The organism is Vibrio sp. 10N.286.45.E10 (genome assembly GCF_002874195.2).
Classification (GTDB): Bacteria; Pseudomonadota; Gammaproteobacteria; order Enterobacterales; family Vibrionaceae; genus Vibrio; species Vibrio crassostreae.
Genome location: NZ_MCWD02000003.1, coordinates 368608 through 388625, shown reverse-complemented (window position 1 = coordinate 388625; position 20018 = coordinate 368608). Strand labels below are relative to the sequence as shown.

The window sequence follows — 20018 nt, the reverse complement described above, 5'->3', positions numbered from 1 at the left end:
CGTAAGCTTGTTCTCACAACCTTCTTCTTGTGAGAACAAGCTTCGGCACAAAGCGATGGTCTATTAAGCTATGGTCAACTTTCGTCCGATATTATTAGTGATAGGGTTAGTGTTATCAAAACTCGCCCTTTTCATGTACATCCCTACATTGGTTGCCTTTTTTACAGGCACCGGTGGCTTCCTCGAGTTTGGTCAGTCGGTAGTGATCACGCACATAGTGGCGTTCATCTGCTTGAGTTTAGGCCGTTCAGCTCAGTTCCGACTTGGGGTACGGGACATGTTCCTGATCACCTCTCTGGTATGGACGATTGCCAGTGCCTTTGCTGCACTGCCGTTTGTCTTCATCAACCACATCAGCTTCACCGACGCCTATTTTGAAACCATGTCTGGTATCACCACGACTGGCTCAACTGTATTGAGCGGCTTAGACAGCATGGCACCAAGCATTCTGTTGTGGCGCTCTATACTGCAATGGTTAGGCGGCATCGGCTTCATCGTTATGGCGGTAGCGGTTCTGCCAATGCTTAACGTCGGTGGTATGCGCCTATTCCAAACCGAGTCCTCCGATTGGTCAGATAAAAGCAGCCCACGAGCGAAAACGGTCGCGAAGAACATCGTGGCGGTTTATCTGGTTCTGACTGGCTTGTGCATCATTAGCTATCTGTTTGCAGGCATGGGCATCTTTGATGCGATCAATCACGCCTTCACAACACTGTCGACGGGTGGTTACTCAACCTCAGATGGCTCAATGAACCACTTCTCTAACAGTGCTCACTGGGTGGGAACCCTGTTCATGTTCCTTGGTGGTCTGCCATTCTTACTGTTTGTTAGCGCACTGCGTGGTAGAAAGCTCTCAATCCTCTACAAAGACGCTCAAGTGAGAGGTTTCACGTATCTATTTTTGGTCACCAGTGCCGTAATATCGACATGGCTGGTGGTTAGGGATGACTACACCATCATGGATGCAATGCGTGTTTCGATGTTCAACATAGTGTCAGTCGTCACCACAACCGGTTTTGGCTTAGAAGACTTCACCGCGTGGGGCGCACTACCGACTACCTTGTTTGCGTTTTTAATGATGGCGGGCGCGTGCTCGGGGTCAACCTCTGGCGGTATCAAAATCTTCCGCTTCCAGATCGCGATGACCATGCTTCATAAACAAATGATGAAGCTGATCCACCCATCGGGTGTCTTTGTTCAGCGCTATAACCAACGCCCAGTGAATGACGACATTGTGCGCTCACTGGTCGCATTTGGTTTGATGTTCTTTATTACGATTATCTTAATTGCAGGTGGCTTGAGTGCGATGGGACTTGATCCTGTGACCAGCATATCTGGCGCTATCACAGCCGTTGCCAACGTTGGTCCTGGCATGGGCAGTGTGATCGGTCCAACCGGGAATTTTGCGCCGCTGCCAGACGCTGCAAAGTGGTTATTAAGCCTTGGTATGTTGATGGGAAGACTCGAGATACTGACGCTGATCGTTCTATTCTTCCCAGCCTTCTGGCGACGCTAATTGCACGAATATTTAAGGAAACAGAGATGAAATCATACCTACTTATCGCAAGCGCACTGCTGAGCAGTTCAGCCTTCGCCGACCAAATGGTGACTCTACAAGATGGAAAACAAGTACTGCTGAAAGACGACTTTACGTGGCAGTACGTGGCACAGAAACAAGCGGAAGAAGTAGCGACAACTTCAGAGATCGCCGTGCCTGTCGCAGCAGTACCCGTAGTCGCTGTCCCAGTTACGACGAACACGCGTGGCACTACGATTGTAGTGAATAGTAAAAAGCCAAGCTTACAGCTGTCTCAATCAGGAGTGGATGTTGTACTGGGTGCAAGTCGCTATGAAGGTGGTAAACTTATCATTCCGACAGCCATCACCAACCAAGGCACTCAAGCTGTCATTTTAGTATCACTTAACATCAGCGTATTTACTGCAGAGGGTACGTTGTTGGCAGAAGAAGAAGTTGCTGTATGGAAATCAATCAAACGTATGGCTGACACATACTTGCGACCAAAGACGGGTGAAGAAGGCAAGCTAATCAAGATCGACCTAGAACAACACCCTGAATATCAGATTAAAGCTGAGATTACTGAAGTACTGGCTCGCTAAACCGGAGTCACGTACAGATAGATAGCGAAGAAATGGCAAGCGCAACCCGCCAATACAAACAAGTGCCAGATTGCATGGTTGTAAGGGATGCGTTTTGCAACATAGAAAATCACACCCAGCGAATAGATCACCCCGCCAACCGCTAACAACACCAAACCACCTATATCGATGTTCATCGCTAATTGATAAATAACAATCAAAGATAGCCAGCCCATCGCTAAGTAAATGAACAGCGATAAGCGCTTGAATCGGTAAACGAAGGCAATCTTCATGATGATACCGACCAGCGCAATTCCCCAAATAACCGCCATCAAGCCCATCGCCAATGGGGTTCTTAAGCCAACCAATAAAAACGGCGTGTAGCTACCTGCGATCAGTAAATAAATCGCACAGTGATCGAGGGTTTTTAGTAAACGCTTGGTTTTTTCTGTGGTGATCGAGTGATAAAGCGTGGAAGCAATAAAGAGCAGGATAATGCTGCTGCCATAGATTGTCATACTGGCAACCGTCAACATGTCGGCTTGGTAATCAAACGCGCGAATCAGTAGCAAGATCAGACCAATAACGCCAAGCACGACGCCCAAGCCGTGGGTTATCGCATTAGCGCGTTCTTCGATGTCGCTGTATTCGCTAGCTGATGATGCAGACATGAGTATCCTACTAGAGTAAATGTTCAATTGACCTAGTATTGCACATTAAGCTTACACGTGTAAGCTTAAATTTTTATAACAGCTTTTATGACATCAATGACGCCTAAACAGTGTGATGAGGCTAGGCTCTCTAAAGCTAAAGAACCAAAAAGCGAATTAAGAGGCGCTATCTAGATACTCAAGTACCATCTTGCCGGCTTCTTCTGGAGAGGTATCGAGTGGCACACTCAATTGACGCTGTAGCTGGCCCACTCCCAATAAACTCGCCAACATGCCTTTGGCACCGTCGCGATTGCGATCTATCTCAAACCAAAGCTTAAGCTCAGTTTCGTCACGATGGGCAACAACTTCAAGCTCACGCCAGCGGCCATGATAAGGACCCGTAGTCGGCACAAACTCAAACTCTTGTACAAATGGCAGTTCAAAGCCTTCTACCGCTTCACACTCCACTTGGCGAATGCGAAGCCCTTGAGCTTCAAGTTCGTTAAAAATACCATCGAGGAGTGCATCAGGACGAACCGTTAAGATGTCTTTATCCGATGGATCAATTGCCATCGCAATATCCAACCCGGTTTCTAGCCACACCTTTGAATCACCAATCGTGACCGGTGTGTTCAGCGGGACATCAAACTCACATTCAAAATCACGGGTTTCACCCGGCTGAATAACAAAGGCATAAGGCAGGCTCCATTTGGCCAACGAGTATGTCTGGTGCATTCGACGTGTTTGACCACCTTCTTGCCTTTGCGAGTTCATGGTAACTTCTTTAACGTAACGACAGCACAAGTTGAGATCGATGTTGTCGATCTCTTGTGGCTGAGCGCCACCATAGACATGCACAATAATGCTCGCCTTCTTACCTGGATAAAGCACTTCCTGTTGCAATACAGAATCCACCTTGGCAGATCCAATTCCAAAACTTGCTAACGTTTTCTTTAAGAACGACATATGCACCTCCTTTAAAGCATCATCTTAAGCCTGAAAGAGGTTCAAACTCAAATATACTGCTCACACTATTTTAGCTCTAATATCGTCTATTTATCACTCAGGCGTCGATCGATAACTTAGATAGTGATAATCTAAGCCTTGATATGCATGCATATCATTATCCTGATTTATTCTTCGGATTGGCGAAAGCCAGACGAGTAACGCTTCAAGCAATTGAAGTGGAGCTCATGGTAAATCAGGCCATTAGATTGGCAATGGATATGCCTGACCGTTAGGTAAATTAATGCGCCCAACAGCTGTCAGGTTCTCGCACACCAACCGTAGTGCGATACGTCGTCGTAGTGGCTTTGTTGCTGCTCCAACGGCTAAGAAATTGGCTCCTACAATGACTCTAGTTGAGAAGACTGCTTTATTAGCACCGACTACAACAAAAGTGATTAAAGCCGCTTAACAAAAAGCGCAGTTTTTACTGCGCTTTTTTCTTGCCCGCTTCCATCTTGAAATGTGTTTACACATTGGTATTCCCTACCCGATTTGATACCTTAGCCACAAATCATTATAAAATTTGTGGAGAAATAAAGTATGAAGTGTCACCGCATTGAAGAACTGCTTGAACTGATGGAGCCTGAGTGGCAGAAAGATCAAGAGCTTAACCTATTAGAGTTCATCATTAAGCTATCAAAAGAAGCGGGCTACCAAGGCAAGCTTGAAGAACTGACTGACGATGTTCTTATCTACCACCTAAAAATGCGCAACAGCGAAAAAGATGAAATGATCCCAGGCCTGAAAAAAGACCAAGAAGATGATTTCAAAACCGCAATTCTAAAAGCACGTGGCCTTCTTTAGTCGCCCATTTGTTTAGAACTCAATTGCCGTATAGATAAAACACTCAATTTAAAAAGCGACCGCCAGGTCGCTTTTTTGTTTCTGTTCGCTATTTTTTCGTCACAACTGTTATGACTTTTGTTGTTAAAGGTTGATAGCGTTAAAGAAATGAGAACAAGATTGTCGCTATAATCGCCATCCATAAGAATCTTCTAAAATAATAAGAGTGAGTGCGATAACAACAAATGCACCAAGCTCAATTTCAACAGGTTCTCTAAACCATACTTTCAAGTAATGTCGTCATGCCCGATTTAACCGGGCAAACAAGCCACAAAAAGGATAGTTCATGAGTCAGGATAAAATCGATATCAAAGATGTGACTCCTAAAACCTTTAACCCGAAAACACATAAAGGTAATGGAGATCGATTTAACCCAAGTAACCGAATCTATGTTCGAGAAAGCAAAGGTAAATTCCAACAACTGCGTCGTTATGGCGGTTGGTTCTTACTTTTACTTTTTGCGCTTATTCCATGGATTCCATTTGGTGAACGCCAAGCGATCTTGCTCGATATCGGCAACCAACAGTTCAACTTCTTTGGCACCACCTTATACCCGCAAGATCTGACCCTACTCGCGATCCTATTTATGATTGCTGCGTTTGGCTTATTCTTCATAACCACCTTCTTAGGCCGTGTCTGGTGTGGCTATTTATGCCCGCAAACCGTCTGGACCTTCATGTACATTTGGTTCGAAGAGAAACTAGAAGGTGCTGCCAATAAACGAAGAAAACAAGACTCGGGCAAACTAACGAGCAATTTAATCCTCAGAAAAACCCTCAAACACATTGCGTGGTGGGCGATTGCCATTGCGACGGGCTTAACCTTTGTTGGTTACTTCATCCCAATTAAAGAGTTAGTGGTTGGCTTCTTTACCTTTAACTCGTCTTTCTGGCCGGTGTTTTGGGTACTGTTCTTTGCTGGGTGTACTTATGCCAATGCTGGTTGGATGCGCTCGATTGTTTGTCTGCACATGTGTCCTTACGCGCGTTTCCAATCGGCAATGTTCGACAAAGACACCTTCATCGTGGGCTACGATTCAGAACGCGGTGAAAGCCGTGGCCCTCGCTCTCGTAAAGCCGCTCCAAAAGAGCTTGGTCTAGGCGACTGTATTGACTGTAATCTATGTGTTCAAGTGTGCCCAACGGGTATCGATATCCGTGACGGCCTGCAATATGAGTGTATTAACTGCGGCGCGTGTATTGATGCCTGTGACAACACCATGGAGCGTATGGGCTACGAGAAAGGCCTGATCAACTACACCACCGAGCACAGACTTGAAGGTCACTCGACCAAGGTAATGCGTCCTAAACTGTTGGGCTATGGCGCCATCTTGATCGTGATGCTGGGCTTGTTCTTCGCCCAAATCGCGAGCGTTGATCCTGCCGGCCTAAGTGTTCTGCGTGACCGAAACCAGTTGTTCAGAGTCAATAACCAAGGGTTGGTTGAAAACACCTACACCTTGAAAGTGATCAACAAGACTCAACAAGAGCAAGAGTACAAGCTCGATGTTAGCGGACTGCCCGATTCTATCTGGTACGGCAAACAGACGATTACTGTCGATCCAGGCGAGGTTTTGAACCTACCTATCAGTTTAGGCGCCGACCCAGAAAAACTGAGCTCACCAGTTTCGACAATTCAGTTTATACTCTCGGATAATGAAGAGTTTACGATGGAAGTCGAAAGCCGCTTTATCAAGAAGCTCTGATACCAGCCTCCTTAGCGCTTGGTATAACAACCCAATAAATGGAAAAAGGCTCAGTAATGAGCCTTTTTTATTCTATGACGATGCAAGCCTTTAATTTTGATAACCTGACTCCTGACTTCATGTGGTACGCACTGGAGAGTATTGGAGTTCGTGCTGAATCCGGGCTTCTCGCTCTCAACAGTTACGAAAATCGGGTCTATCAATTCACCGATGAAGACCGTAAACGCTACGTCGTTAAGTTTTATCGTCCGCAGCGCTGGAACAAAGCCCAGATCCAAGAAGAGCACGACTTCGCGTTAGAACTGATTGAACAAGAGATGCCTGTCGCTCCACCAATGCGAGTCAACGGTGAAACCTTGCATGAATATCAAGGCTACCTGTTTGCATTGTTCGAAAGCGTTGGCGGCAGACAGTATGAAGTCGACAATCTAGATCAACTGGAAGGCGTTGGACGTTTTCTGGGTCGTATTCATAAAGCCAGCGCGGGAAGAACATTCCAACATCGCCCGACCATCAGCTTAGATGAATACCTTTATCAGCCACGTAAGATTCTAGAAAACTCTCAGTTTATCCCGACACACCTAGAAAAAGCGTTCTTCAATGACGTAGACCTTCTGATAAAAGAGCTAGAGAGTCAGTGGCCGAGCAACATTGACAACATCCGCCTGCATGGTGATTGCCACCCAGGCAACATCTTGTGGCGCGATGGACCAATGTTCGTCGATCTTGATGACGCACGTAATGGCCCTGCGATACAAGATCTGTGGATGCTACTCAACGGTGAACGCCAAGATAAACTGATGCAACTCGATATTCTGCTAGAGAGTTATCAAGAGTTTTGCGATTTTAATACCTCGCAACTGAAACTAATCGAACCACTACGCGGTCTACGTATGGTGCATTACATGGCATGGTTAGCGAAGCGATGGCACGATCCAGCGTTTCCTTTAGCCTTCCCGTGGTTTAATGATCCGAAATATTGGGAGCAACAAGTACTTGCTTGTAAAGAGCAAATTGCTACCCTGCAAGAGCCACCACTTTCGTTAATGCCTCAGTGGTAACAGCAATCGCAACATACAACTGGATAAAAATTCAAACATAATGGAGATTGGATAAATGAAAAAGCTATTCGCATTTTTCTCATTAATCATGTTGAGCCTTTCAGCTCACGCTGCGAAATTTAACGAAGGTGAACACTACAAAGTTCTCGATCTAGAAGCATCAAAAAAACCAATGGTGACAGAGTTCTTCTCTTTTTACTGCCCACACTGTAATAGCTTTGAGCCAATCATCCAGCAGCTAAAACAGCAGCTACCTAAAGACGCTAAGTTACAGAAGAACCATGTTTCATTCATGGGTGGCAACATGGGTCTGCCAATGAGCAAAGCTTATGCGACCATGATTGCACTGAAAGTTGAAGACAAAATGGTACCAGTGATGTTTAACCGCATCCACACCATGAACAAGCCACCACGTGATGAAGCCGAATTGCGTCAAATCTTCCTAGATGAAGGCGTTGATGCTAAGAAATTCGATGCGGCATACAACGGCTTTGCTGTAGATTCTATGGTTCGTCGCTTCGACAAAGCATTCAAAGACAGCGGCCTTTCTGGCGTACCAGCCGTCGTAGTGAATAACCGCTACCTAGTAGAAGCTCAAGGTATCAGCTCTCTTGATGAGTACTTCGAGCTCGTTAACTTCTTATTGAAGAAATAAGCCATTGATGAAAGGAAGCTTCGGCTTCCTTTTTTTTACTAGTTCAAAAATCATCATTGATAAATAATCAGCCAAAAAACGTAGTACTTTACTGATATTAATAACCCGTCCTAAGAATCGGTGGGCAAGGAGCCCTTAAATGAACATAAAAATAACTCTCCTGGCATTGAGCGTTGCTACTGCGCCCGCGTTTGCCAAGCTTGCTGATGAGCCAGGTTTCAGTGGTGAAATATCTATCAACACCGGTGTCACTTCTTCGACCTCAAATTTTAATACCGACGCTGACAGTAAGATCGCCTCAACCAATCAAAAAGCTTCGTCTGAGAGCTCGTTTTTAGTTGCACCTCTCGGCAGCATTGCTTACACCTTTGGTGAAAAGCTGAACCATCAAGTTTACACAGGTACCGCTCGAGATGACGTAGCGACAGGTACTGTAGTGCTAGAGGTTGGTTACAAATACCAGCTTGAGTCTGGCATGGTGATCGACGCTTCACTGCTGCCAACCATTATGTCGGGTGAAACTTGGGCTGATCCGTACAACACCACATCAGCTCGCACGAAGACCGATGAAACTGGCAATGCGTTTCGTTTGAAGCTAAGCAACATTGTGGGGTCAGCTTTCTCGCTAGACATGGCCTACGCCACCAAAGATGTGGAAGAAGATCGCGTTGAAGAAGCACTAAAACGCGACGCCGATACCTTCTACCTGAAAGGTCAATATCGCCAGCCGATTAGCCGTACTATGATGCTGGTACCGTCTTTGATTTATCAATCAAGTGATGCAGACGGCGATGCGGCATCGTTCGAGCAGTTCGGTGGTGAGGTCAGCTTATTTGGTGGTATGGGACGTCATCAATACGCACTAACGGCGGGTTACAACCAACGCTCTTATGATGCAAGCAGCATCACTTTCCAAAAGAAACGCAGCGACGACAACATCAATCTATTCGCCGCCTATGAATATGATCAATTCATGGATTGGGAAAACTGGTCATTCGTATCTCTTGCGGGTTACGGCACTAGCGATTCCAATATCACCTTCTACGACGAGTCTCAATACATCGTTTCAGTTGGCTTGAACTACAAATTCTAACTCCAGCCAGCGCCAATAAATTATCAAACCAAAGCCTGCTCACTGAAGCAGGCTTTTTTGTTTGTATACCAATCACTGTAAATAAATGGCCAGTTGTTTACTACCATTGGCATGACTACACAGCTTGTGCCGTGAGTTGCTTCAATAATCTATCCATCGCTCGATAACCAAGCGCTTCTGATAGGTGTTTCTTTTCGATCTGCTCGTTACCGTCAAGGTCGGCAATGGTTCGTGCTACCTTAATGATTCGATGATAAGCGCGAATCGACAGACCCAATCGATGCAGTGCAGTCTCGAGAAACTCCGCATCTTCACGTCGCAATGGGCAATACCTCTCTATTTCTCGACTACCGAGCAGTGCATTCGATTTATGGTTTCTAGATAGCATGGTTTGACGAGCCTGTTTGACCCTTTGTTTTACGACTTGGGTGGTTTCACCTCGATCACCGCCTTCAGCGAGCATGCCTTTGGGAAGTAATGGGATCTCTAACGACATATCGAATCTATCCAACAATGGTCCAGATAAGCGATTAAGATAACGCAGGATGATCTGTGGGTTAGCCCGCGCTTGATTACCTTCATAGTAACCTGTTGGGCTTGGGTTGAGTGCACCGACCAACTGAAAGCGCGCAGGGAAACGCGTCTTCCCCGCCGCGCGCGAAATGATTATCTCGCCCGACTCTAGTGGCTCTCGCAGTGAATCAAGCACTTTACGCTCAAATTCGGGCATTTCATCTAGAAACAATAAGCCATTGTGGGCCAGAGAGATCTCTCCAGGTCGAGGTACCGAACCTCCACCCACTAAGGCCGCCATCGAACTCGAATGGTGAGGTGATCGAAAAGGCCGCTGTTTCCAATTGTATTGATTGATCTCTTGCTGCGTTAGCGAGGCCACCGATGCGGTTTCCATCGCCTCGTCATCACTCATCTCCGGTAACAAATCGCGTAACCGAGAAGCGAGCATGGTTTTTCCGGTTCCCGGAGGGCCAAGGAACAGTAAGTTATGGTTGCCAGCGGCTGCTATCTCCAGAGCTCGCTTGCCTTGTTGTTGACCGATAATATCTTGAAGGTCGCGAAGCACTGAAACATCAGCCTGATGATACTCCGTTCGATATAGGCCAAGCTGAGCCTGTCCACACATGTCCGCGCAAACCTCCAACAAGGTTTGCGCTGATTTATGAGCTCCCTTGCCCACCAACGCAGCCTGATCGCCGTTATGATGTGGGACAACTAAGCATCGTTCGACGCTATCGGCGGCTAACGTCGCTGGCAACACGCCCTTTACTGAACGCAACTCTCCTGACAACGCCAACTCACCGATGAATTCATGCTGAGCTATTTTTGATGTCGGTAGCTGATCCGATGCCACTAAAATCCCAAGCGCGATTGGCAGGTCGAAACGACCTCCTTCCTTGGGTAAATCGGCAGGGGCGAGGTTGACCGTGATTCTTTTGGATGGAAACTCAAAGCGGGAATTGATGATCGCGCTTCTCACTCGATCTTTAGATTCCTTGACCGTTGTTTCAGGTAGACCTACCAGCGTAAAACCAGGCATTCCGTTGCTTATATGCACCTCAACGGTCACTTCTGGCGCCTCTACACCCACACTAGCTCGACTATGAATTATCGCGAGTCCCATAACTTTCCTTTGTCTTTGATTTAAAAGTATTCGCTCTGGATATTCGTTGCTCACCAAAGCTATAAGGTTGTTATATAGCTTGGTGGAATGGTGTTTTAATGTGAAAAAAGAATGACATTTTCCTTGTCATGCGGCAGATTTGTGTGATAACACTAGAGATGTAGACATTTACTGAAAACAATAAACGAGAAAACTCGAATATTATGATTTTTAACGCTCGCATTTACGCACTGATTAACCTGATTATCGTAGTCATTATTAAGACTGCGCGGGGGCGAGTGGGAAGAAAGTAACCACGAATTAGAAAAAACCCCCGCACTGACAAGTCCGGGGGTTTTTTCTAATTTAAACATTCGATTTTTATATTTTTGAGCATTTTCGGCTTTGCCGATTTACAGGAAGAATGGGAGCACAAGATGTGCAGAGACAAAGGAAACAGTTACCAAAATAAAGGTAATACGGGAGAATTCCGATGAAAGGCGCAGAACTAGTCGTATCCGCACTCAAGCAACAAGGAATTGAGACCGTATTTGGTTACCCTGGTGGTGCCATCATGCCAATCTACGATGCACTCTATGACGGCGGGGTTGAACATATCCTATGTCGCCATGAACAAGGCGCTGCTATGGCCGCGATCGGCATGGCTCGAGCAACACAAGATGTCGCTGTTTGTATGGCAACGTCTGGCCCAGGTGCAACCAACCTAGTCACTGGCCTTGCTGATGCCTTTATGGACTCTATCCCAATGGTTGCAATCACAGGTCAGGTTGCAAGTTCCCACATTGGTACCGATGCATTCCAAGAAATGGATGTGATTGGTATGTCTCTGTCATGTACTAAACACAGCTACCTAGTGACTGATATTGAAGATCTTGCTCCAACCCTCGCTGAAGCGTTTGTGGTTGCGAAGTCTGGTCGTCCTGGCCCGGTTATCGTCGATATCGCTAAAGATGTTCAACTGGCTGAAGCTCCAGTTAACTCTCTTCCTGAATTTACTCCACCCGCAATTCCTGTTTCAACAACTGATGCCATTGAACAGGCGCAGTACTTCTTATCTCAAGCAACCCGTCCTGTTTTATACGTAGGTGGTGGTGTTCAACTTGCTAAAGCAACCGATGCGGTTCGTGAGTTTTTACGCCTTAACCCAATGCCAGCCGTAAGCACACTAAAAGGCTTGGGAACTATCGAACGTGATGACCCACACTACCTTGGCATGCTGGGTATGCACGGCACTAAAGCCGCTAACCTTGTAGTTCAAGAGAGTGACCTACTGATTGTTGTCGGTGCCCGTTTTGATGACCGAGTAACAGGCAAACTCGATACTTTTGCGCCACACGCGAAGGTTATCCATATCGATATCGATGCAGCAGAGTTCAGCAAACTGCGTCTGGCCAACGCGCCAATTCGCGGTGACATCAACAAGATCATGCCTCAACTAGAGCTAAGCCAAGACATCTCCTCTTGGGTTCACCACTCTGAAGGGCTTCGTAGCTCATTCAAATGGCGTTACGACCACCCTGGCGATCTGATCTTTGCTCCACTGCTGTTAAAACAATTATCTGACATGATGCCAGCAAGCTCTATGGTTTCGACGGATGTTGGCCAACACCAAATGTGGGCAGCCCAGCACATTCAACCTCGCGATCCACAAAACTTCATAACCTCTGCCGGTTTAGGCACCATGGGCTTTGGCTTACCAGCTGCGATGGGTGCATCGGTTGGACGTCCTGATGACCAATCTATACTTATCTCTGGTGACGGTTCGTTCATGATGAACATTCAAGAGCTTGGCACCTTGAAGCGTCGTCAAATCCCAGTGAAGATGGTACTGCTTAATAACTCTCGCTTGGGCATGGTTCGCCAATGGCAATCGCTGTTCTTTGATGGCCGCCACAGTGAAACTATCTTGGATGACAACCCTGATTTCGTGATGCTCGCGAAAGCGTTCGACATCCCGGGTAAAACCATCACTCGTAAAGAAGAAGTAGAACCAGCATTGAAAGAAATGCTAGAGAGCAAAACCGCTTACCTACTTCATGTTCTTATCGATGAAGAAGAAAACGTATGGCCACTAGTACCGCCAGGTGCTTCAAACAGTGAGATGTTGGAGAACACATAACATGAAAAGATACCTATTAGACATCAAAGCCGATGATAAGCCTGTACTACTAGAGCGTGTTCTTCGTGTTATCCGCCACCGTGGCTTCATTGTTAAGCAAGTTGCGGGCACTCAAAACCACGAAAGCAAAGTGGCGAGTGTTGAGATCATCGTAGACAGTGACCGTCCGATCTCTTTCTTGGTCAATCAAATCGAGAAGCTGTGGGATGTGCGTACCGTTGACGTTATCTCTATCAGCCGTAATGAACTGCCAAACAACAACTTACAACAAAAGATAAACGCATAGGGAACCGCAAACATGACAGCTAAAACAGCAGACTATATTTGGTTTAACGGTGAGATGGTTCCTTGGGCAGAGGCGAACGTTCACGTCCTGACTCACGCAATGCACTACGGTACTTCTGTGTTTGAAGGTGTTCGTTGCTACAACACACCAAAGGGGCCGGTTATCTTCCGTCACCCTGAGCATGCTAAGCGCCTAAAAGACTCAGCAAAAATCTACCGCTTCCCTATTCCTTACACTGAGGAAGAAATTATGGAAGCAACTCGCGAAACGCTACGCCAAAATAAGCTAGAGTCAGCGTACATCCGCCCTCTAGGTTTCGTAGGTAACGTTGGTTTAGGTGTCTGCCCGCCAGAAAATACCGAGATGGAATTGATCATCGCTGCTTTCCCTTGGGGTTCGTACCTAGGCGAAGAAGCGCTAGAAAACGGCGTTGATGCAATGATTTCTAGCTGGAACCGTGCAGCTCCAAACACGATCCCAACCGCAGCAAAAGCCGGTGGTAACTACCTATCTTCACTACTGGTTGGTGGCGAAGCTCGCCGTCATGGTTACGATGAAGGTATCGCTCTGAGTGTTGATGGCTACCTTTCTGAAGGTGCTGGCGAAAACATTTTTGTAGTACGTAATGGCGTGCTATCAACGCCACCAGCGACCAGCGCAATTCTACCGGGTATCACTCGTGATTCGATCATGACACTAGCAAAAGACATGGGTTATGAGATCCGTGAAGAGAACATTGCTCGTGAAGCACTATACCTTGCTGACGAAGTCTTCATGACAGGCACAGCAGCGGAAATCGTTCCGGTTCGCAGTGTAGACAAAATTACAGTAGGTGAAGGCAAACGCGGTCCTATCACTGAAAAAGTTCAAGCGGCTTACTTTGGTCTCTTCAATGGAACCACTGAAGATAAGTGGGGCTGGTTAGACTATGTGTACCCAGCAGACCAAGCTTCAGAAAACCAAACGCAAACAACTAAGTAAGCAACAGCCAAATATTTTATAAGGATTTAAGCAATGCCAATCTATCGTTCAGCAACGACTACTCACGGACGCAACATGGCTGGTGCGCGCGCTTTATGGCGTGCAACTGGCGTTAACGATGATGACTTCGGGAAGCCAATCATCGCGGTTGTAAACTCGTTCACTCAATTCGTTCCAGGCCACGTGCACCTTAAAGACATGGGTCAATTGGTTGCGGGTGAAATCGAGAAAGCGGGTGGTATCGCTAAAGAATTCAACACCATCGCAGTGGATGATGGTATCGCAATGGGCCACGGCGGCATGCTGTACTCACTGCCATCACGTGAGCTTATCGCAGACTCAGTAGAATACATGGTCAATGCACACTGTGCGGATGCAATGGTGTGTATCTCTAACTGTGACAAAATCACTCCGGGAATGATGATGGCTGCAATGCGCCTAAACATCCCAGTGATCTTTGTATCTGGCGGCCCTATGGAAGCAGGTAAAACTAAGCTTTCAGATCAAATCATCAAGCTAGACCTTGTTGACGCAATGATCCAAGGTGCCGATCCAACCATTTCTGATGAGCAAAGTGAGCAAGTAGAGCGTTCTGCATGTCCAACATGTGGTTCATGTTCAGGTATGTTCACGGCTAACTCAATGAACTGTCTAACTGAAGCACTTGGCCTATCTCAACCAGGTAACGGCTCTATGCTAGCAACGCACGCTGACCGTGAAGAGCTATTCATCAATGCAGGTAAGCGCATCGTTGACCTAACTAAGCGCTACTACGAGCAAGATGACGAATCAGCACTGCCACGCAACATCGCTAACCGCGCAGCCTTTGATAATGCAATGGCGCTAGATATCGCAATGGGTGGTTCAAGTAACACAGTTCTTCACCTTTTAGCGGCGGCTCAAGAAGGTGAGATTGACTTTGATATGGGTGATATCGACGAGATGTCTCGCCGTGTTCCACACCTATGTAAGGTTGCTCCTTCAACACCTAAATACCACATGGAAGACGTTCACCGTGCTGGTGGCGTAATGGCTATCCTAGGTGAACTAGACCGTGCTGGCCTGTTAAATAACCAAACACGCACTGTACTTGGCCTAAGCATGCAAGAGCAGCTAGCTCAATACGACATCATGCAGACCGAAGACGAAGCCGTGCTTAAGTTCTTCCGTGCAGGCCCTGCGGGCATTCGTACGACTAAAGCCTTCTCACAAGATTGTCGTTGGGATCGCCTTGATGATGACCGTGTCGATGGTTGTATTCGTACCAAAGAGAACGCATTCAGCCAAGAAGGTGGCCTAGCGGTACTTTCAGGTAACATCGCCGTTGATGGTTGTATCGTCAAGACCGCGGGTGTTGATGAGGAGAACCTGAAATTCCAAGGTCCTGCAATCGTATTCGAAAGCCAAGACACGGCGGTAGACGGTATCTTAGCGGGTAAAGTAAAAGCCGGCGAAGTGGTTGTTATTCGTTACGAAGGTCCTAAAGGTGGTCCGGGCATGCAAGAAATGCTCTACCCAACTACTTACCTAAAATCTATGGGTCTAGGTAAGTCTTGTGCGCTTCTAACGGACGGACGTTTCTCTGGTGGTACTTCGGGTCTGTCTATCGGTCACGCTTCTCCAGAAGCTGCAAGTGGCGGTGTTATTGGTCTAGTGAATACTGGCGACATCATCACTATCGACATCCCTAGCCGCTCAATCACACTTGATGTGCCTGAAGCTGAGCTAGAAGCGCGTCGTGTTAAGCAAGACGCACTAGGCTGGAAACCAGAAAACCGTCAGCGTGAAGTTTCATTCGCACTGAAAGCTTACGCAAGCATGGCAACCAGTGCCGACAAAGGCGCCGTGCGTGATAAGTCTAAGCTTGAGGGCTAACTATGAGTGATGACACGGTCAGTCCCGTAAAACAAACTGGCGCAGATTACCTGCGTCAGATCCTGAGAGCGCCGGTTTACGAAGCGGCAATCGTGACACCTCTGCAAGAGATGCCTCGCTTAAGCGCGCGCATTGGTAATCAGGTTCAGCTAAAGCGAGAAGACCGTCAGCCGGTCCACTCGTTCAAGCTACGTGGTGCCTACAACATGGTATCAAGCCTTTCAGAGCAACAGAAAGCTGCTGGTGTGATTGCTGCATCGGCGGGTAACCACGCTCAAGGTATGGCGCTGTCCGGTTCTAAACTTGGTATTCAAACCACGATTGTGATGCCAAAAACCACTCCTGATATCAAGGTTGATGCGGTACGTGGCTTTGGCGGTAACGTGGTTCTGCACGGCAGCAACTTTGATGAAGCGAAGGCAGAGGCTGAACGCCTTTCTGCTGAACACGGCTACACCTTTGTGCCTCCATTTGATCACCCATTGGTGATCGCTGGACAAGGCACTATGGGCATGGAGATGCTTCAGCAAAATGGTCACATGGATTACATCTTTGTGCCTGTTGGTGGTGGTGGCTTGGCTGCTGGTGTTGCTGTACTAGTGAAACAGCTAATGCCAGAAATCAAAGTTATCGCGGTTGAACCTGAAGACTCATCTTGCTTGAAAGCGGCACTGGATGCCGGCGAGCCAGTGGTTCTTGATCAAGTCAGCATGTTTGCCGATGGCGTCGCGGTTAAGCGCATTGGTGAAGAGACATTCCGCCTATGTCAGCAATACATCGATGGGCACATTGCTGTATCTAGCGATGAGATCTGCTCTGCGGTAAAAGACATCTTTGAAGACACTCGTGCGATTGCTGAACCTTCGGGAGCGCTGGCTCTGGCTGGTCTCAAGAAGTTTGCTGAGCAGAACCAACTGCAAGGAAAGCAACTGGCAACGGTACTGTCTGGTGCTAACACCAACTTCCACGGTTTGCGCTATGTGTCTGAACGTTGTGAGTTGGGCGAAAAACGAGAAGGTCTACTTGCGGTGACTATTCCAGAGCGACAAGGTGCATTCCTAGAGTTCTGTAATATTATTGGCGGCCGAGCGGTGACGGAGTTTAACTACCGCCACAACGACGAAAGCCTAGCGAATATCTTCGTTGGTGTACGTCTGCAAGGTGGTCAAGAAGAGCTCGATCACATCATTAATGACCTACGTGAAGGCGGCTACCCAGTTGTCGATCTGTCTGATGATGAGATGGCAAAACTGCACATTCGCTACATGATTGGCGGCAAACCATCGAAGCCACTGCAAGAACGTCTGTACAGCTTCGAGTTTCCAGAATATCCAGGTGCATTGATTAAATTCCTTGATACCTTAGGTACTCACTGGAATATCAGCCTGTTCAATTATCGTAACCACGGCGCCGATTACGGTCGCGTATTGTGTGGCTTCGAACTTGGTGATGATGATTTGGCTCAGTTCTCGACACACCTACGAGAGCTTGGCTATCAGTGTAAAGACGAAACCGATAACCCTTCTTACAAGTTCTTCTTGTCTTAAGAGTTAAGCTATCGAACCAAAAAGAGCGAGTTTTTACTCGCTCTTTTTATTGGCGACAATTCAGGCCAAGCACCCAAAAGATCACTTTCAAATCGATCATTAGATCGCCTTACGATGATCCAACCAATCTTGGTGAAGTTGCTCACTCGATCCTAGGTACTTCACCATCCATTCGATCAATTTATGGTTATCGTCTTTTCGCCACACCAAACAACAATGGCTCTGCGGGCTTGGTTCAGGCAAGATTTTCTCCACCAGCAAACCCTGCTCAATAATAGGAGCAGCGATATGTCTTGGCATGTAGCCCACTCCAACACCATTCTTAAGGCACTCAATCGCACTATACCAGTTAGGTAACAACAAGCGCCTTTGGTTGCCATAATGGCCGGTGTGGCGTTTAGGCAGTACGCTAGAGGTGTCATCCAAACAGATTGCAGGGAACTGACTCACGAATTCTTCATTGAGGTTTTGCTCTCGCACACACGGGTGACTTGGCGACATCACAAACGCCCAGTCCAAGCGCCCCATATCTTTCACCTCAAAGTCACCACCAACTGGAATCGCAGAAGTAGCACCAATAACAATATCCGCTCTGCCCTGTGCAATGGCTTCCCAAGAGCCGTTGAACACCTCCATGTTGATCTGGAGCTCTGCAAACTCAAAGGTTTGGTAGAACTCTTCAATCATCGGCTTCATCTTATCGAGCTTAACCACGTTATCGAGCGTTAGGCGCAAGGTTTTCTTCCAACCACGCGCTGCTCGTCGAGTCTGGGCACTGACCTCTTCCATCTGTCTGAGCAATGCACGAGCCTCTTCAATGAACAACTCACCTGCAGGTGTCAGCTCTACCTTTCTCGGTAAACGCCTGAAAAGTAGCACATCCAGTTCTTGCTCAACCTGTCTAACACCGTAGCTGATCGCCGATGGTACTTTGTGCAACTGTTCAGCAGCTGCGGTAAAACTACCCAAGCGCGCCACTGTGTCGAGCATTTCTAAAGAGGATTTAGAGAACATAAGCCTTCAAATTTATTGATTGATAACCACATATTTTAGCGTTTTATTTTATCAGGTCTGAAAAATAGAATGTCAGCATAAATAAACAGGGGCTTTCACCTCTGTATATCAAACAATTTTTTTGATGATAAAAACATCATTACCTTTAGCTTAATGGCATCTTATGAATATTTCTAAATTTCAATTGGTCTACCTTGCTGTTCTTTCAATGCTTGGCTTTATTGCGACCGATATGTACCTTCCTGCATTTAAGGCAATGGAAGTTGATTTCGCAACCGGCCCGGAGCAGATTGCTCTATCTCTAACCGTATTCCTTGGCGGTATGGCAATGGGTCAGCTTCTTTGGGGTCTGGCAAGTGACAAGTATGGTCACCGCAATACGCTGGCGGTTGGTCTTGTGATCTTTACGGCAGCTTCATTCGGCTTAGCATTCAGCACCGAGGTATGGCACCTACTGACACTACGATTCATTCAAGCAATCGGTGTATGTGCTCCGGCGGTAATCTGGCAAGCCATGGTTATCAAGCGTTACTCGCAAAGTAGCAGCCAGCAAATTTTTGCAACCATCATGCCTTTGGTTGCGTTATCTCCAGCACTAGCACCTCAGTTAGGTGTGTTACTGGCGGATAGCTTTGGCTGGCACAGTATCTTCATCACATTGACCTTGATGGGTGCACTGCTAGTTGCAACCACAATGGCTCAACCAAAAGAAGCACCTGAAGTAAAACAGACATCGATTAAGACAGACATCAAGATGCTTATTAAATCAAAGCCTTACATGGGTAATGTTTTAATGTTTGCTTCGGCATCTGCAGCGTTCTTCGCTTACCTAACGGGCATGCCAGAAATCATGGCTCAGCTAGGTTATGAAGCAAAAGACATCGGTTTGAGCTTCATCCCACAAACGATCGCATTCATGGCGGGTGGTTACTTCGGTAAGCAAGCGGTGAAGAAGTATGGAGATGGCGTGGTGCTAAGAAATCTGATTGGTTTGTTCAGTGTTGCTGCAATGCTTATCTTCATCGCATCACAGTGGGAACTAACGTCAATCTGGCCTCTACTTGCACCTTTCTGTTTGATTGCTGTAGCAAATGGCGCACTTTACCCAATCGTAGTAAACCGTGCCCTATCAAGTGCCAAGCAAAGCCCAGCAACAGCTGCTGGTCTACAAAATAGTCTGCAAATCAGTATCAGTGGCCTATCAAGTGCATTGGTCGCGGCAATGGCTAGCCAAGCACTAAGCGCAACGGGTATTGCAGTTGTGATTTGTTTAGGTGCATTGTGGGTTGGCTATATTGTTTCGAACAAAGAGCTTTCTGAACACTTCGCGACACCAGACAACTCTCGAGTGGTCGCTGACGAGAAACAAGACTAGTTCCTAAGTTAACGAAAACAAAAAGAGCGAGATTACTCGCTCTTTTTTTATATCGATGGCTATTTAG

18 protein-coding genes are annotated in these 20018 nt (G+C 46.9%); 14 read left to right on the top strand and 4 right to left on the bottom strand.

All coding sequences use genetic code 11. From position 1 onward, the window contains the following. Nucleotides 1-70 precede the first annotated feature (70 nt). Both BCU34_RS23025 and BCU34_RS23020 read left to right on the top strand, forming a co-directional pair. Complete coding sequence (locus BCU34_RS23025) at nt 71-1516, top strand: TrkH family potassium uptake protein (RefSeq protein WP_060983482.1); 1446 nt, start codon at nt 71-73, stop codon at nt 1514-1516. Nucleotides 1517-1542: 26 nt separating this feature from the next. Then, on the top strand, nt 1543-2118 hold the full coding sequence (locus BCU34_RS23020) for a DUF3157 family protein (protein ID WP_102480833.1): 576 nt from the start codon (nt 1543-1545) through the stop codon (nt 2116-2118). On the opposite strand, the gene trhA is transcribed toward BCU34_RS23020, so the two are convergent. Both trhA and BCU34_RS23010 read right to left on the bottom strand, forming a co-directional pair. Beyond that, the gene (gene trhA / locus BCU34_RS23015) at nt 2115-2768 is read right to left on the bottom strand and encodes a PAQR family membrane homeostasis protein TrhA (RefSeq protein WP_102480832.1); all 654 of its coding nucleotides are present in this window, start codon (nt 2766-2768) and stop codon (nt 2115-2117) included. The genes BCU34_RS23020 and trhA overlap by 4 nt on opposite strands. Nucleotides 2769-2924: 156 nt before the next feature. Then, nucleotides 2925-3716, bottom strand: a complete 792-nt coding sequence (locus BCU34_RS23010) for a sporulation protein (RefSeq protein ID WP_048610874.1) — start codon at nt 3714-3716, stop codon at nt 2925-2927. Nucleotides 3717-3999: 283 nt separating this feature from the next. Between BCU34_RS23010 and BCU34_RS23005 the strand changes: the two genes are divergently transcribed. The 6 genes from BCU34_RS23005 to BCU34_RS22980 all read left to right on the top strand — a co-directional run bounded on the left by BCU34_RS23005 (nt 4000) and on the right by BCU34_RS22980 (nt 9115). Further along, nucleotides 4000-4167 (top strand): hypothetical protein, encoded by a 168-nt coding sequence (locus BCU34_RS23005; protein ID WP_170960889.1) that lies wholly within the window; start codon nt 4000-4002, stop codon nt 4165-4167. A 131-nt stretch (nt 4168-4298) separates the two neighbouring features. Next, complete coding sequence (locus BCU34_RS23000; RefSeq protein ID WP_009848104.1) at nt 4299-4562, top strand: YihD family protein; 264 nt, start codon at nt 4299-4301, stop codon at nt 4560-4562. 325 nt (nt 4563-4887) lie between these two features. Next, the gene (gene ccoG, locus BCU34_RS22995) at nt 4888-6306 is read left to right on the top strand and encodes a cytochrome c oxidase accessory protein CcoG (protein WP_102480831.1); all 1419 of its coding nucleotides are present in this window, start codon (nt 4888-4890) and stop codon (nt 6304-6306) included. A gap of 74 nt (nt 6307-6380) precedes the next feature. Beyond that, nucleotides 6381-7367 carry a serine/threonine protein kinase gene (locus tag BCU34_RS22990; RefSeq protein WP_048662692.1) on the top strand — a complete coding sequence of 329 codons (987 nt, stop codon included), beginning with the start codon at nt 6381-6383 and terminating at the stop codon, nt 7365-7367. A 55-nt stretch (nt 7368-7422) separates the two neighbouring features. After that, entirely contained in the window at nt 7423-8022 is a 600-nt protein-coding gene (locus BCU34_RS22985; protein ID WP_055318939.1) for a thiol:disulfide interchange protein DsbA/DsbL, read from the top strand. Between the two features lie 139 nt (nt 8023-8161). Continuing rightward, the gene (locus BCU34_RS22980) at nt 8162-9115 is read left to right on the top strand and encodes a DUF2860 domain-containing protein (protein ID WP_102432384.1); all 954 of its coding nucleotides are present in this window, start codon (nt 8162-8164) and stop codon (nt 9113-9115) included. 115 nt (nt 9116-9230) lie between these two features. Here the strand turns inward: BCU34_RS22980 and BCU34_RS22975 are convergent, their stop codons facing one another. Then, complete coding sequence (locus tag BCU34_RS22975) at nt 9231-10754, bottom strand: YifB family Mg chelatase-like AAA ATPase (RefSeq protein WP_102480830.1); 1524 nt, start codon at nt 10752-10754, stop codon at nt 9231-9233. Nucleotides 10755-11226: 472 nt separating this feature from the next. On the opposite strand from BCU34_RS22975, the gene ilvG reads away from it, so the two are divergent. From ilvG to ilvA, 5 genes are read left to right on the top strand one after another with little or no spacing between them, the layout of a single operon-like run. Continuing rightward, nucleotides 11227-12873, top strand: coding sequence for an acetolactate synthase 2 catalytic subunit (gene ilvG, locus BCU34_RS22970; RefSeq protein ID WP_102480829.1), 1647 nt, complete (start codon nt 11227-11229; stop codon nt 12871-12873). 1 nt (nt 12874) lies between these two features. Next, nucleotides 12875-13159 carry an acetolactate synthase 2 small subunit gene (gene ilvM / locus BCU34_RS22965; protein WP_017055442.1) on the top strand — a complete coding sequence of 95 codons (285 nt, stop codon included), beginning with the start codon at nt 12875-12877 and terminating at the stop codon, nt 13157-13159. Between the two features lie 12 nt (nt 13160-13171). Beyond that, nucleotides 13172-14140, top strand: a complete 969-nt coding sequence (locus BCU34_RS22960) for a branched-chain amino acid transaminase (RefSeq protein WP_048657823.1) — start codon at nt 13172-13174, stop codon at nt 14138-14140. Nucleotides 14141-14173: 33 nt separating this feature from the next. Continuing rightward, complete coding sequence (gene ilvD / locus BCU34_RS22955; RefSeq protein WP_102480828.1) at nt 14174-16015, top strand: dihydroxy-acid dehydratase; 1842 nt, start codon at nt 14174-14176, stop codon at nt 16013-16015. 2 nt (nt 16016-16017) lie between these two features. Next, nucleotides 16018-17562 (top strand): threonine ammonia-lyase, biosynthetic, encoded by a 1545-nt coding sequence (gene ilvA / locus BCU34_RS22950; protein ID WP_102480827.1) that lies wholly within the window; start codon nt 16018-16020, stop codon nt 17560-17562. Between the two features lie 99 nt (nt 17563-17661). On the opposite strand, the gene punR is transcribed toward ilvA, so the two are convergent. Beyond that, nucleotides 17662-18576: a DNA-binding transcriptional activator PunR gene (gene punR, locus BCU34_RS22945; RefSeq protein WP_048657821.1), complete on the bottom strand. Its 915-nt coding sequence runs from the start codon at nt 18574-18576 to the stop codon at nt 17662-17664. Between the two features lie 163 nt (nt 18577-18739). Here punR and punC point away from each other — a divergent pair, with 163 nt between their 5' ends. Continuing rightward, the gene (gene punC, locus BCU34_RS22940) at nt 18740-19951 is read left to right on the top strand and encodes a purine nucleoside transporter PunC (protein WP_102480826.1); all 1212 of its coding nucleotides are present in this window, start codon (nt 18740-18742) and stop codon (nt 19949-19951) included. The last annotated feature ends 67 nt before the right edge of the window (nt 19952-20018 follow it).

Coding starts and splice junctions, on each gene's coding strand:
- BCU34_RS23025 (WP_060983482.1), top strand. CDS start 71: ATGGTCAACTTTCGTCCGATATTATTAGTGATAGGGTTAGTGTTATCA.
- BCU34_RS23020 (WP_102480833.1), top strand. CDS start 1,543: ATGAAATCATACCTACTTATCGCAAGCGCACTGCTGAGCAGTTCAGCC.
- trhA (WP_102480832.1), bottom strand. CDS start 2,768: ATGTCTGCATCATCAGCTAGCGAATACAGCGACATCGAAGAACGCGCT.
- BCU34_RS23010 (WP_048610874.1), bottom strand. CDS start 3,716: ATGTCGTTCTTAAAGAAAACGTTAGCAAGTTTTGGAATTGGATCTGCC.
- BCU34_RS23005 (WP_170960889.1), top strand. CDS start 4,000: ATGCGCCCAACAGCTGTCAGGTTCTCGCACACCAACCGTAGTGCGATA.
- BCU34_RS23000 (WP_009848104.1), top strand. CDS start 4,299: ATGAAGTGTCACCGCATTGAAGAACTGCTTGAACTGATGGAGCCTGAG.
- ccoG (WP_102480831.1), top strand. CDS start 4,888: ATGAGTCAGGATAAAATCGATATCAAAGATGTGACTCCTAAAACCTTT.
- BCU34_RS22990 (WP_048662692.1), top strand. CDS start 6,381: ATGACGATGCAAGCCTTTAATTTTGATAACCTGACTCCTGACTTCATG.
- BCU34_RS22985 (WP_055318939.1), top strand. CDS start 7,423: ATGAAAAAGCTATTCGCATTTTTCTCATTAATCATGTTGAGCCTTTCA.
- BCU34_RS22980 (WP_102432384.1), top strand. CDS start 8,162: ATGAACATAAAAATAACTCTCCTGGCATTGAGCGTTGCTACTGCGCCC.
- BCU34_RS22975 (WP_102480830.1), bottom strand. CDS start 10,754: ATGGGACTCGCGATAATTCATAGTCGAGCTAGTGTGGGTGTAGAGGCG.
- ilvG (WP_102480829.1), top strand. CDS start 11,227: ATGAAAGGCGCAGAACTAGTCGTATCCGCACTCAAGCAACAAGGAATT.
- ilvM (WP_017055442.1), top strand. CDS start 12,875: ATGAAAAGATACCTATTAGACATCAAAGCCGATGATAAGCCTGTACTA.
- BCU34_RS22960 (WP_048657823.1), top strand. CDS start 13,172: ATGACAGCTAAAACAGCAGACTATATTTGGTTTAACGGTGAGATGGTT.
- ilvD (WP_102480828.1), top strand. CDS start 14,174: ATGCCAATCTATCGTTCAGCAACGACTACTCACGGACGCAACATGGCT.
- ilvA (WP_102480827.1), top strand. CDS start 16,018: ATGAGTGATGACACGGTCAGTCCCGTAAAACAAACTGGCGCAGATTAC.
- punR (WP_048657821.1), bottom strand. CDS start 18,576: ATGTTCTCTAAATCCTCTTTAGAAATGCTCGACACAGTGGCGCGCTTG.
- punC (WP_102480826.1), top strand. CDS start 18,740: ATGAATATTTCTAAATTTCAATTGGTCTACCTTGCTGTTCTTTCAATG.